General features: G+C 69.5%; 13 protein-coding genes. All 13 read left to right on the top strand.

Going from position 1 to position 13,326, the window contains the following annotated elements; translation table 11 throughout:
- Window positions 1-121 precede the first annotated feature (121 nt).
- Complete coding sequence (locus tag N5D30_RS18330) at window positions 122-1,057, top strand: 4-hydroxyproline epimerase (protein ID WP_279910108.1); 936 nt, start codon at window positions 122-124, stop codon at window positions 1,055-1,057.
- The gene (locus N5D30_RS18325; protein WP_279910107.1) at window positions 1,054-2,163 is read left to right on the top strand and encodes an FAD-dependent oxidoreductase; all 1,110 of its coding nucleotides are present in this window, start codon (window positions 1,054-1,056) and stop codon (window positions 2,161-2,163) included. Before N5D30_RS18330 ends, N5D30_RS18325 begins: the two co-directional genes overlap by 4 nt.
- A complete protein-coding gene (locus tag N5D30_RS18320) occupies window positions 2,156-2,392 on the top strand; it encodes a (2Fe-2S)-binding protein (RefSeq protein ID WP_279910105.1) in 237 nt (78 codons plus the stop codon). The genes N5D30_RS18325 and N5D30_RS18320 overlap by 8 nt, the downstream gene beginning before the upstream one ends.
- Window positions 2,389-3,630, top strand: a complete 1,242-nt coding sequence (locus N5D30_RS18315) for an FAD/NAD(P)-binding oxidoreductase (protein WP_279910104.1) — start codon at window positions 2,389-2,391, stop codon at window positions 3,628-3,630. Before N5D30_RS18320 ends, N5D30_RS18315 begins: the two co-directional genes overlap by 4 nt.
- Before the next feature lie 77 nt (window positions 3,631-3,707).
- Window positions 3,708-4,460, top strand: coding sequence for an AraC family transcriptional regulator (locus tag N5D30_RS18310; RefSeq protein ID WP_279910103.1), 753 nt, complete (start codon window positions 3,708-3,710; stop codon window positions 4,458-4,460).
- Window positions 4,461-4,710: 250 nt separating this feature from the next.
- Entirely contained in the window at window positions 4,711-5,529 is an 819-nt protein-coding gene (locus N5D30_RS18305; protein ID WP_220812615.1) for a transporter substrate-binding domain-containing protein, read from the top strand.
- A gap of 13 nt (window positions 5,530-5,542) precedes the next feature.
- Window positions 5,543-7,312, top strand: coding sequence for an aconitase family protein (locus N5D30_RS18300; protein ID WP_279910101.1), 1,770 nt, complete (start codon window positions 5,543-5,545; stop codon window positions 7,310-7,312).
- 3 nt (window positions 7,313-7,315) lie between these two features.
- Complete coding sequence (locus N5D30_RS18295; RefSeq protein ID WP_220812617.1) at window positions 7,316-7,981, top strand: amino acid ABC transporter permease; 666 nt, start codon at window positions 7,316-7,318, stop codon at window positions 7,979-7,981.
- A 13-nt stretch (window positions 7,982-7,994) separates the two neighbouring features.
- Window positions 7,995-8,645, top strand: a complete 651-nt coding sequence (locus N5D30_RS18290) for an amino acid ABC transporter permease (RefSeq protein ID WP_220812618.1) — start codon at window positions 7,995-7,997, stop codon at window positions 8,643-8,645.
- Window positions 8,638-9,360, top strand: coding sequence for an amino acid ABC transporter ATP-binding protein (locus N5D30_RS18285; protein WP_220812619.1), 723 nt, complete (start codon window positions 8,638-8,640; stop codon window positions 9,358-9,360). The genes N5D30_RS18290 and N5D30_RS18285 overlap by 8 nt, the downstream gene beginning before the upstream one ends.
- 70 nt (window positions 9,361-9,430) lie before the next feature.
- The gene (locus tag N5D30_RS18280; protein WP_279910100.1) at window positions 9,431-10,468 is read left to right on the top strand and encodes a proline racemase family protein; all 1,038 of its coding nucleotides are present in this window, start codon (window positions 9,431-9,433) and stop codon (window positions 10,466-10,468) included.
- Between the two features lie 216 nt (window positions 10,469-10,684).
- Window positions 10,685-11,620, top strand: a complete 936-nt coding sequence (locus N5D30_RS18275) for a dihydrodipicolinate synthase family protein (protein ID WP_279910099.1) — start codon at window positions 10,685-10,687, stop codon at window positions 11,618-11,620.
- Window positions 11,621-11,714: 94 nt separating this feature from the next.
- Window positions 11,715-13,298, top strand: coding sequence for an aldehyde dehydrogenase (NADP(+)) (locus N5D30_RS18270; RefSeq protein ID WP_279910097.1), 1,584 nt, complete (start codon window positions 11,715-11,717; stop codon window positions 13,296-13,298).
- Window positions 13,299-13,326: the final 28 nt, after the last annotated feature.

Raw genomic sequence — 13,326 nt, 5'->3', positions numbered from 1 at the left:
ACCTCGCGCTCAGCCCCTCGCTGTGCCGATATCGTCATGGCGAAGACGGAAATACCTCAAGCCTAGCCCCTCCCCTGAGTCGCACCCTTAGCCATCATCCAGGCTCCGAGGGACAGCTCCCATGCAGCGCATCCGCGTACTCGACTCGCACACCGGCGGCGAACCCACCCGCCTGGTCCTCGAAGGATTTCCCGACCTCGGCAAGGGCAACATGGCCGAACGCCGCCAGCTGCTGGCCGAACGCTTCGATCAGTGGCGCGCCGCCAGCGTTCTGGAGCCGCGTGGCAGCGACGTGCTGGTCGGCGCCCTGCTGTGCGAGCCGGTCGACCCGGGCGCCTGTGCCGGAGTCATCTTCTTCAACAACACCGGCTACCTCGGCATGTGCGGCCACGGCACCATCGGCCTGGTGGTGTCGCTGGCCCACCTCGGGCGTATCGGCCCGGGCGTGCACCGGATCGAGACGCCGGTCGGCACCGTCGAGGCGACCCTGCACGACGACCGCTCGGTGAGCGTGCGCAACGTGCCGGCCTACCGCTACCGCAAGGCGGTCGCAGTCGAGGTGCCGGGCCACGGCAAGGTGGTCGGCGACATCGCCTGGGGCGGCAACTGGTTCTTCCTGATCAGCGACCACGGCCTGCGCGTGGCCGGCGACAACCTGGACGTGCTCACCGCCTACTCGGTGGCCGTGCAGCAGGCGCTGGAAGACCAGGGCATCCGCGGCGAGGACGGCGGCCTGATCGACCACATCGAGCTGTTCGCCGACGACACCGAGGCCGACAGCCGCAACTTCGTGCTGTGCCCCGGCAAGGCCTACGACCGCTCGCCCTGCGGCACCGGCACCAGCGCCAAGCTGGCCTGCCTGGCGGCCGACGGCAAGCTGCAGCCGGGCCAGCTGTGGCGCCAGGCCAGCGTGATCGGCAGCCAGTTCGAGGGCAGCTACGAGCACGCCGAAGGCGGCCGCATCATCCCCACCATCCGCGGCCGCGCGCACATCAGCGCCGAGGCCACTCTGCTGATCGAGGCAGACGACCCCTTCGCCTGGGGCATCCGCCTGTGAGTGACGGCGCCGACGTCATCGTCATCGGCGCCGGCATCGTCGGCGCCGCCTGCGCCCACGAGCTGGCCCTGCGCGGCCAGCGCGTGCTGGTGCTGGACGCCGGTCTGCGCGCCGCTACCGCCGCCGGCATGGGCCACCTGATCGTGCTCGACGACAACCCGGCCGAGCTCGCACTCAGCCAGTACTCGGTGCAGCGCTGGCGCGACTGGGCCCGCGACATGCCGGAGGACTGCGCCTACCGGCAGAACGGCACCCTGTGGCTGGCCGCCAGCGCCGAGGAGATGGCGGTGGCCGAGGCCAAGTACCAGGTGCTGCGCGAGCACGGCCTGGACTGCGAGCTGCTCGGCGCCGAGGCCCTGCGCAGCGCCGAGCCGGAGCTGCGCGACGGCCTGCACGGCGGCCTGCGGGTGATCGGCGACGGCATCCTCTACGCACCCAACGCCGCGCGCTGGCTGCTCGACCATCCGCTTATCGAAGTCCGCCAGGGCCGCGCGACCGAGGTCGATGGCACCCGCGTGCGTCTGCAAGACGGCGCCTGGCTGAGCGCCCAGGCGGTGATCCTGGCCGGCGGCATCCATGCCAACGAGCTGTGCCCCGAACTGCCCATCGAACCGAAGAAGGGCCACCTGCTGATCACCGACCGCTATCCCGGGCGCATCGACCACACCCTGGTCGAGCTGGGTTACGTGACCAGCGCGCACAACGCCAGCGGCCCCTCGACCGCCGCCAATATCCAGCCCAGGCCGACGGGCCAACTGTTCATCGGCGCCTCACGCCAGTTCGGCACCAGCGACCCCGAGGTCGAGCCGTGGATGCTGGCGAAGCTGCTGCAGCGCGCCGTCGACTACATGCCGGGGCTGGCCAGGCTCAACGGCATCCGCGCCTGGACCGGCTTTCGCGCCGCCAGCCCGGATGGCCTGCCGCTGCTCGGCGAGCATCCCCAGCGGCCGGGCCTGTGGCTGGCGGTCGGCCATGAGGGCCTGGGCGTCACCACCGCGCCGGGCAGCGCCGACCTGCTGGTCGCCCAACTGTTCGGCGAAGCCGCGCCGCTGGCGCCGGAGCCTTACCTGCCGCAACGCTTCCCAGGAGTGCGCGCGCATGCCTGAACTGATTCTCGACGGCCGCTCGCTGCGGGTGGCCGAGGGCTCCACGGTGGCCGCCGCGCTGATGCTCGGCGGCGACGGCACCAGCCGCACCTCGGTGAGCGGCCAGCGCCGCGCACCGGTGTGCGGCATGGGCATCTGCCAGGAGTGCCGGGTGACCATCGACGGCCAGCGCCGCCTGGCCTGCCAGACCCTGTGCCGCGACGGCATGCGCGTGGAGAGCCGGCCATGAAGGTGGACATCCTGATCGTCGGCGCCGGCCCCGCCGGCATGGCCGCGGCGCTGGCCGCCGCGCCGAGCGGCGCGCGCATCGCCGTGCTCGACGACAACCCCGCCGCCGGCGGGCAGATCTGGCGCGACGGCCCGCAGGCGCACCTGCCACCGCTGGCCCGCGAGCATCGCCGGCGCCTGGAGGCGCAGGCCAATATCGAGCTGCTGCCGGCCACCCGCGTGGTCGCCCTGGCCGGGCCTCGGGCGCTGCTGGTGGAAGACCCCGAGCAGGGCCGCGTCATCGAATACGACACACTGATCCTCTGCACCGGCGCCCGCGAGCTGCTGCTGCCCTTTCCCGGCTGGACCCTGCCCGGCGTCACCGGTGCCGGTGGCCTGCAAGCGCTGATCAAGGGCGGCATGCCGGTGGCGGGCGAGCGTATCGTCATCGCCGGCAGCGGCCCGCTGCTGCTGGCCAGCGCCGCCACGGCGAGGGACAACGGCGCACGGGTACTGCACATCGCCGAACAGGCGAGCTGGTCGGCCGTGGCCGGCTTCGCCGCGCAACTACCGCGCTGGCCGAACAAGCTGCTGCAGTCGTTCGGCCTGTTCCATCCCGGCTACCGGGTCGGCAGCCATGTTGTCGAAGCGCTGGGCGACGGCCATCTCGAAGCGGTGCGCCTGAGCATCGGCGGAACGATCAGGGAAATTGCCTGCGAGCGCCTGGCCTGCGGCTTCGGCCTGGTCCCCAACCTGCAGCTCGGCCAGGCCCTGGGCTGTCGCATCACCAATAGCGCTATCGCCGTCGACGCCTGGCAGGCCACCGACCTGGACGGGGTCTACGCCGCCGGTGAGAGCACCGGTTTCGGCGGCAGCGAGAAGGCCCTGGTGGAAGGCGCCATCGCCGGCCACGCGGCGGTCGGCGAGCGCAAGGCGGCGCAGCGCTTGTGGCCACAGCGCAGGCGCTGGCACGGCTTCGCGAAGACACTGAACGCCGCCTTCGCCCTGGGCGACGAGGTGAAGCGACTGGCCCGGCCGGACACCCTGATCTGCCGCTGCGAGGACGTGCCGCTGGCCGCCCTCGCCGATCATGGCGGCTGGAGCCAGGCGAAGATGGCCAGCCGCTGCGGCATGGGCGCCTGCCAGGGCCGCGTCTGCGGCGCCGCCGCCCAGGTCCTGTTCGGCTGGCAACCGCCGGCGCCGCGCCCACCGTTCAGCCCGACGCGCATCGAGACCCTGCTGCGGCTCGGCGGAGAATGAGGCGGCGGGCGGGGCGCTTGTCCGCTGTCCACCGCGCTGCGCACAATGGGCGCCCCGGGCCCGCACGCGACCACCTCATGCTCGACCTGCTGCCGCCATCCGCCCCCGCCGACCTGCCCAGCCTGCTCGCCAGCCTCGGCGCCATCGCGCCGCTGCTCGACGCGATGCCCGGCGTGGTGTTCTTCGTCAAGGACCCGCAGGCGCGCTACGTGCTGGTCAACCAGACCCTGGCCACCCGCTGCGGCTTCAAGGACAAGCGCGAACTGCTCGGACGCACCGCCGAGGACGTCTTCCCCTCGCGCTTCGGCCCGCTTTACACCGCCCAGGACCTGCAGGTGCTGGGCGAGGGCGGCGGCCTCGAGGACCAGCTGGAGCTGCACCTCTATCCCGGCCGCCAGCCCGGCTGGTGCCTGACCCACAAGCTGGCCCTGCGCGATGCCGACGGCACCATCATCGGCATGGCCGGCATCTCCTGCGACCTGCAGGCCGCCCAGGCGGCGCACCCGGCCTACCAGAAGCTGGCGGCGGTGGACGAGCACATCCGCCGCCACTACGCCCAGCCCATCAGCCTGGCCGAGCTGACCGCCATCGCCGGGCTCTCGGTGGCGCAGCTGGAACGCCACTGCAAGCGCATCTTCCAGCTCACCCCGCGGCAGATGATCCACAAGGCACGCCTCGGCGCCGCCTCGCAGCTGCTGCTGGGCGAGCTGCCGATCACCGAGATCGCCCTGCGCTGCGGCTACACCGACCACAGCGCCTTCAGCCGCCAGTTCAAGGCCCTCACCGGCCTCTCTCCCAGCCAGTACCGCGACTCCCACCGCACCCGCTGAGCCTGCGTGTTCCGTTTGGGGGCACGCGGGTGCGCCCATGCTTCGTTATGTAACACCGAGCGGTCACGAAAGCGCCCGACTAGTCTGATTCTCACCCCTTCGCATGATGCCCCGGCCCGGCGCGGCGGGGGCTGGAACATTCGCGCGCCTGCGGCGAGCGATCCGGCATAGGGCTTGCAAAGTAAATATCGTATACGAAATTCAAGATACCTCTGTTTCATCTGCCAACCATCACATCATGAGGCTGCACATGAATAGAAAGACCCTCGCCATCGCCCTGGGCGCTGCCCTAAGCGCATCTCTCGCCGCCACCGCCCAGGCCGACAAGCTCGACGACATCATCGAATCCGGCAAGCTGCGCTGCGCCGTGACCCTCGACTTCCCGCCCATGGGCTTCCGCGACGAGAGCAACAAGCCGGCCGGCTTCGATGTGGACTACTGCAACGACCTGGCCAAGGTCCTCGGCGTCGATGCCGAAGTGGTCGAGACACCGTTCCCGGACCGCATCCCCGCGCTGGTCTCCGGCCGCGCCGACGTGATCGTCGCCTCCACCTCCGACACCCTGGAGCGCGCCAAGACCGTGGGCATGACCGTGCCCTACTTCGCCTTCCAGATGGTCGTGCTGACCCGCGAGGACGCCGGCGTGAACAGCTACGCCGACCTCAAGGGCAAGAAGCTGGGCAACACCAGCGGCACCTACGAGGCCATCGCCCTGGAGAAGGACCAGAAGGCCTGGGGCGAGGGCAGCTTCCGCGCCTACCAGTCGCAGAACGACACCATCCTCGCCGTGGCCCAGGGCCACATCGACGCCACCGTGGTGACCAACACCGTGGCCGCCGCCACCCTCAAGTCCGGCAAGTACAAGGGCCTGAAGGTCGCCGGCGACGCGCCCTATGTGGTCGACTACGTGTCCCTGGCCGCCAAGCGCAACGAGTACGGCCTGATCAACTACCTCAACCTGTTCGTCAACCAGCAGGTGCGCAACGGCCGCTACGACGAGCTGTGGAAGAAGTGGGTCGGCGACGAGATCAAGCCGGCCAACCTGACCGTTCCCGGCGTGTACTACTGACAGGCCGATGACGATGACCGCAGTCCGGATCGACGGCCGCAGCCTGGTGGCGGGCAGGGGCCAGGGGCCTCTGCTGTACGCCGACCTGGGCCTCAGCTTCTGGGGCGGCGTCGATCCGTTCAGCGGCGAGGTGATCGACCGTCACCACCCGCTGAGCGGGCAATCCCTGGCCGGGCGCGTCCTGGCCATTCCCAGCGGACGCGGCTCCTGCACCGGCAGCAGCGTCCTGCTGGAACTGATCCTCAACGGCCCGGCACCGGCGGCGCTGGTGCTGGCCGAACCCGACGAGATCCTCACCCTCGGCGCCCTGGTCGCCGAGCACGTGTTCGACGTCCAGCTGCCGGTGCTGTGCATCGGCCACGCGGCCTTCGCCCAGCTGGAGCGCCACGCCGGCACCATCGCCCGGGTCGACGGCGAGCATCTGCAACTGTTCCCTAACACGCCGGACGACGATTGGCGCGCCGAGCCGATCGCCCATGACCACACCCAGCCGAGCAGCATCGCCCTGAGCGAGCGCGACCGCGCCATCCTCGCCGGCGCACACGGCAGGGCCGCCCAGGTGGCGATGCAGCTGGTGCTGCGCATGGCCGAGCTGCAGGGCGCCCGCGAGCTGATCGACGTGACCCAGGCGCACATCGACGGCTGCATCTACACCGGCCCGGCCTGCCTGCGCTTCGCCCAGCAGTTGCTGGACTGGAGCGCCAGGGTCTGCGTGCCGACCACGCTCAACTCGATCTCGGTGGACCAGCGCCAATGGCGCGCCCTCGGCATCGACCCGGCGTTCGGCGAGCCGGCCAGTGCCCTCGGCGACGTGTACATGGCCATGGGCGCGGCGCTCAGCTACACCTGCGCGCCCTACCTGCTGGACAGCGCGCCGGCGCTGGGCGAGCAGATCGTCTGGGCCGAATCCAACGCCGTGGTCTACGCCAACAGCGTGCTCGGCGCGCGCACCCTCAAGTACCCGGACTACCTGGACATCTGCATCGCCCTCACCGGCCGCGCGCCGCGCAGCGGCAGCCACCTGGACGAGGGCCGCCACGCCAGCCTGCTGATCGAGGTCGAGGCGCCCCGGCAGGTGGACGACAGCTTCTGGCCGCTGCTCGGCTACCACGTCGGCCTGCTCGCCGGCAGCGACATCCCGCTGCTCTGCGGGCTGGAGCTGAGCGCCGCCGACTCCGACGCGCTCAAGGCCTTCGGCGCCGCCTTCGCCACCACCTCGGCGGCGTCCATGTTCCATATCGCCGGGATCACCCCGGAGGCGCCGGACGTGGCCAGCGCCCTCGGCGGCAAGGCACCAGCCAAGCACCTGCGGGTGACCATCGCCGACCTGCTCGACAGCTGGTGGGAACTGAACAGCGCCGAATCACCCGGCGTGCAGCTGGTGGCCCTGGGCAACCCGCACTGTTCCGCCGCGGAGCTGGCCGTGCTGGCCCAGCTCTGCGAAGGCCGCCGCCGGCACCCGGACACGCACCTGGTGATCACCTGCGGGCGCGCCGTGCACGAGCGCGCAACGGCGGCCGGCCATGTGGCTACGCTGGAAGCATTCGGCGCGCGCCTGGTGACCGACACCTGCTGGTGCATGCTCGGCGAGCCGGTGGTGCCACCGGGCAGCACCACCCTGATGACCAACTCGGGCAAGTACGCCCACTACGCCCCCGGCCTGGTCGGCCGGCGCGTGCACTTCGGCAGCCTCGCCGCCTGCGTCGAGGCCGCCTGCACCGGGCGCAACCAGGGACAACTCCCGGCCTGGCTGGGTCAACATCAACCCCAAGGGAATCGCTGATCGATGTTCGATTACACCTTCCACTGGCGCTCGGCGTTCAAGGCACTGCCCGACATGCTGGCAGGCGCCTGGGTCACCCTGGAGACGGCAGCCCTGTCAATGCTCCTCGGCACCCTGATCGCCCTGCTGCTGACGGTGATGCGGCAGATGAAGAACCCGGTGCCCCGGCACTTCGCCAACACCTGGGTCTCCATCGCCCGCAACACGCCCTCGTTGTTCCAGATCTACATCCTCTACTTCGGCCTCGGCAGCTTCGGCCTGCACGTCAGCTCCTGGGTCGCCCTGCTCGCCGGCATCACCTTCAACAACGCCGGCTACCTGGCGGAGAACTTCCGCGGCGGCCTCAAGGCAGTGCCGGAGACGCAGATGAAGGCGGCCCGCTCGCTGGGCATGAGCGCCTTCCAGGCCTACCGCATGATCATCGTCCCGCAGCTGCTGCGCATCGTCTTCCACCCGCTTTCCAACCAGATGGTGTGGGCCGTGCTGATGACCTCGCTGGGCGTGATCGTCGGCCTCAACAACGACCTCACCGGCGTCACCCAGGACTACAACGTGAAGACCTTCCGCACCTTCGAGTACTTCGCCATGGCGGCGGTGCTCTATTACCTGATCGCCAAGACCATCGTGCTCGTCGCGCGCCTGATGGCCTGGCGTCTGTTCCGCTACTGAGGGAGGGCCGGGCATGTTCGAAACCAGCCTCACCTCCAACGACCTGCTGTTCATGCTGCAGGGCGCCTGGATCACCCTCAAGCTGACCGTCGGCGCGATGCTGATCGGCACCGTCGCCGGCGTCCTCTTCGGCCTGCTGCGCGCCACCCTGCCGCGCCTCACCCTGCCGCTGGCCTGGGTGCTCGATGTGTTCCGCAGCGTACCGCTGCTGATCCAGTTCGTCCTGTTCAACGCGCTCAAGAGCATCGCCGGGCTGAACATCAGCGCCTTCACCGTCGGTTGCGTCGTGCTCGGCGTGTACGCCGCGGCCTTCTGCACCGAAGTGGTCCGCAGCGGCGTGCTGGCGGTGCCGCCGAACCTGCGCCGCGCCTCGCGCTCGCTGGGCCTGAGCTACTTCCAGGACCTGCGCTACATCGTGCTGCCGATCGCTACCCGGGTGGCCTTCCCCGGCTGGCTCAACCTGGCGCTGAGCGTGATGAAGGACACCGCGCTGGTCATGTGGATCGGCATCGTCGAGCTGCTGCGCGCCTCGCAGACCATCGTTACCCGTATTCAGGAGCCGCTGCTGGTGCTGTGCATCGCCGGCCTCATCTACTACGTCATGAGCCTGGTGGTGGCCCAGCTGGGCGCCCGGCTGGAGAAAAGGTGGCAGGAAAATGATTGAGATCGACAACGTCCATAAATCCTTCGGCGACCTCGAAGTCATCAAGGGCGTCAGCCTGACGGTGGAAAAAGGCGAAGTGGTGTCGATCATCGGCGGCTCCGGCTCCGGCAAGAGCACCCTGCTGATGTGCATCAACGGCCTGGAACCGATCCAGAAGGGCAGCATCCGCGTCGACGGCACCGAGGTGCACGCCCCGGGCACCGACCTGAACAAGCTGCGGCAGAAGATCGGCATCGTGTTCCAGCAGTGGAACGCCTTCCCCCACCTGACCGTGCTGGAGAACGTCATGCTGGCGCCGCGCAAGGTGCTCGGCCTGAGCAAGGAGGAGGCCGAGGCGATGGCCGTCAAGCAGCTCACCCACGTGGGCCTGGCGGAGAAGCTCAAGGTCTTCCCCGGCAAGCTCTCCGGCGGCCAGCAGCAGCGCATGGCGATCGCCCGCGCGCTGGCCATGAGCCCGGACTACATGCTGTTCGACGAGGCCACCAGCGCCCTCGACCCCCAACTGGTGGGCGAGGTGCTGGACACCATGCGCCTGCTCGCCGAGGAGGGCATGACCATGATCCTGGTGACCCACGAAATCCGCTTCGCCCGCGACGTGTCCGACCGCGTGGCGTTCTTCCGCAACGGTCTGGTGCACGAGATCGGCTCGCCCGACCAGGTCATCGGCAACCCGCAGAAGCCGGAGACCGCGGACTTCCTGAAGTCGGTGCTTTAAGCCCCCTCTCCCCTTGTGGGAGAGGGATGGGGTGAGGGTGTTACAGGCCCTCGCGATACAGGAGAAACACATGCGTTCGAGCAAGATCATCCACGTGGTCAGCTGCCACGCCGAGGGCGAGGTCGGCGACGTCATCGTCGGCGGCGTCGCCCCGCCGCCGGGCGACACTGTCTGGGAACAGTCGCGCTGGATCGCCCGCGACGAGGAGCTGCGCAACTTCGTGCTGAACGAACCGCGCGGCGGCGTATTCCGCCACGTCAACCTGCTGGTGCCGGCCAAGGACCCGCGCGCGCAGATGGCCTGGATCATCATGGAGCCGGCCGACACGCCGCCCATGTCCGGCTCCAACTCGCTGTGCGTGTCCACCGTGCTGCTCGACAGCGGCATCCTGCCGATGACCGAGCCGGAGACCCGCCTGGTGCTGGAGGCGCCGGGCGGCCTGATCGAGGCCGTGGCCCAGTGCCGCGACGGCAAGGTGCAGCGGGTGGAGGTGAAGAACGTGCCGTCCTTCGCCGACAGGCTGGACGCCATGATCGAGGTCGAAGGCCTCGGCAGCCTCAAGGTCGACACCGCCTACGGCGGCGACAGCTTCGTCATCGCCGACGCGCGCACCCTGGGCTTCGCCCTGACCGCCGACGAGGCCGCCGACCTGGTCGCCACCGGCCTGAAGATCACCCGCGCGGCCAACGAGCAGCTCGGCTTCGTGCATCCGCTGAACAAGGACTGGGCGCATATTTCGTTCTGCCAGATCGCCGCGCCGGTGGAGCGCATCGACGGCGTGCTGACCGCCGCCAACGCGGTGGTGATCCGCCCCGGCAAGATCGACCGTTCGCCCTGCGGTACCGGCTGTTCGGCGCGCATGGCGGTACTGCACACCAAGGGCCAGCTGGCGGTGGGCGAGCGCTTCATCGGCCGCTCGATCATCGGCTCGGAGTTCCATTGCCGCATCGACTCGCTGACCGAAGTCGCTGGGCGCGCGGCCATCTACCCCTGCCTGTCCGGGCGCGCCTGGATCACCGGCACCCACCAGCACCTGCTCGACCCGAGCGACCCGTGGCCGACCGGTTACCGCCTCTCGGATACCTGGCCGGTGGAGTTGAAGCTGTAGGAATGCGCCAGGAAAACTGAGCCAATCATCGTGGGAGCGGACTTGTCCGCGATCTTTCAGGCGCAAGCATCCCCACAGATGCTCGGAAAAACTTGAAAACCGCCGCCTCGCCGGCGCTATGAACCGGGCCCAGGCCCAACCCATGGAAACAAGGGCTTATAACGGCCATTTGTTTTCGTATACGAAATACTTTGACCCTGCCCAGGAGGCAACACCATGAGCAGCAACATCTTCACCGGCACCATCCCCGCCCTGATGACCCCTTGCACCGCCGAGCGCAAGCCGGACTTCGACGCCCTGGTGCGCAAGGGCCACGAGCTGATCCAGGCCGGCATGAGCGCCGTGGTCTACTGCGGCTCCATGGGCGACTGGCCGTTGCTCACCGAGGCCGAACGCCAGGAAGGAGTGGCGCGCCTGGTCGCCGCCGGCATCCCCACCATCGTCGGCACGGGCGCGGTGAACAGTCGCGAAGCGGTATCCCACGCCGCCCACGCAGCCAAGGTCGGCGCCCATGGCCTGATGGTCATCCCGCGCGTGCTGTCCCGTGGCGCTTCGCCGGCCGCCCAGGAAGCGCACTTCTCTGCCATCCTCGAAGCGGCGCCGAAGCTGCCGGCGGTGATCTACAACAGCCCGTACTACGGCTTCGCCACCCGCGCCGACCTGTTCTTCAAGCTGCGCCGCAAGTACCCCAACCTGATCGGCTTCAAGGAATTCGGCGGCGCCGCCGACATGCGCTACGCCGCCGAACACATCACCTCGCAGGATGACGATGTGATTCTCATGGCCGGCGTCGATACCCAGGTGGTGCACGGTTTCGTCAATTGCGGCGCGACCGGCGCCATCACCGGTATCGGCAACGCCCTGCCGCGCGAAGTGCTGCAACTGGTCGAACTGAGCAAGCAGGCCGCCAAGGGCGACGCCGTTGCCCGCCGCCGCGCCCTGGAGCTGTCCGAGGCGCTGAACGTGCTGTCGTCCTTCGACGAAGGCTGCGACCTGGTCCTCTACTACAAGTACCTGATGGTGCTCAACGGCGACCAGGAATACACCCTGCACTTCAACGAAACCGATGTGCTCAGCGACGCCCAGCGCCACTACGCCGAAACCCAGTACGCGCTGTTCCGCCAGTGGTACGCCAACTGGTCGGCCGCCTGATCGCTGTACTGCGACCGGATGCTTCCAGTGCATCCGGCCGTTGGCATGCCATGGCCACGTTGATCTGTTCACAGGCCCCCGACAGGAGCTAACAATGCCCGCCACCATCGGCCACAACTTCATCGCCGGCGGCCGCAGCGCCGCCGGCGAGATCATCCTGCAGAGCCTCGACGCCACCACCGGCGAGGTGCTGCCCTACCGCTTCCACCAGGCCACCGAGGCCGAGGTGGACGCCGCCGCCTGCGCCGCCGAGGCCGCCTACCCGGCCTATCGCCAGCTGAGCCCGGAGCGCCGCGCTGCTTTCCTCGACGCCATCGCCGACGAGATCGATGCCCTCGGCGACGATTTCGTCCAACTGGTATGCCGCGAAACCGCTCTGCCGGCCGCGCGCATCCAGGGCGAGCGCGGCCGCACCAGCGGGCAGATGCGCCTGTTCGCCAAGGTGCTGCGGCGTGGCGACTTCCTCGGCGCTCGCATCGACCGCGCCCTGCCCGAGCGCCAGCCGCTGCCGCGCCCGGACCTGCGCCAGTACCGCACCGGCGTCGGCCCGGTGGCGGTGTTCGGCGCTAGCAACTTCCCGCTGGCCTTCTCCACCGCCGGCGGCGACACCGCCGCCGCGCTGGCGGCCGGCTGCCCGGTGGTGTTCAAGGCCCACAGCGGCCACATGGCCACCGCCGAGCTGGTAGCCCAGGCGATCATCAGGGCGGCAGAGAAAACCGGCATGCCGGCCGGCGTGTTCAACATGGTCTACGGCGGCGGGGTCGGCGAATGGCTGGTCAAGCACCCGGCGATCCAGGCGGTCGGCTTCACCGGCTCGCTGAAGGGCGGCCGTGCCCTGTGCGACATGGCCGCCGCGCGACCGCAGCCGATCCCGGTATTCGCCGAGATGAGTTCGATCAACCCAGTGCTGGTGCTGCCCGCCGCCCTCGAAGCCCGTGGCGAGAAGATCGCCCGCGAACTGGCCGACTCGGTGGTGCTCGGCTGCGGCCAGTTCTGCACCAATCCGGGCCTGGTCATCGGCATCGCCTCGCCGGCCTTCAGCGTGTTCACCGCCAGCCTGATCGCCGAGATCGGCCAGCGTCCGGCGCAGACCATGCTCAACGCCGGCACCCTGGCCAGCTACCAGCACGGCCTGGCCGCGCTGCACACCCACCCGGGCGTGAAGCACCTGGCCGGCCAGCCACAGGAAGGCCGCCAGGCGCGTCCGCAACTGTTCCAGGCCGACGTCTCTCTGCTGCTGGGCGGCGACGAGCTGTTGCAGGAGGAGGTGTTCGGTCCGGTGACCGTGGTGGTGGAAGTGGCCGACAAGGCCGAGCTGGTCCGCGCGCTGCACGGCCTGCGCGGCCAGCTGACCGCCACCCTGACCGCCGAGCCGGCCGACCTGGAAGCCCACGGCGACCTGTTGCCACTGCTCGAACAGAAGGTCGGCCGGGTGCTGTTCAACGGCTACCCGACCGGCGTGGAAGTGTGCGACGCCATGGTCCACGGCGGCCCCTACCCGGCCACCTCGGACGCCCGCGGCACCTCGGTCGGCAGCCTGGCGATCGACCGTTTCCTGCGCCCGGTGTGCTACCAGAACTGCCCGGACGCGCTGCTGCCGGACGCCCTGAAGAACGCCAACCCGCTGGGCCTGGCCCGGCTGGTCGACGGCATCACCACGCGGGAATCGCTGGCCTGAAAAGTGTGTCGGCTCAGCAACCAGCGAC

Source organism: Pseudomonas sp. GD03875 (assembly GCF_029840585.1).
In the GTDB taxonomy this organism is placed as follows: domain Bacteria; phylum Pseudomonadota; class Gammaproteobacteria; order Pseudomonadales; family Pseudomonadaceae; genus Aquipseudomonas; species Aquipseudomonas paralcaligenes.
Note: the sequence above shows the minus strand (reverse complement) of the source record. Positions and strands in the feature narration are given on the sequence as shown.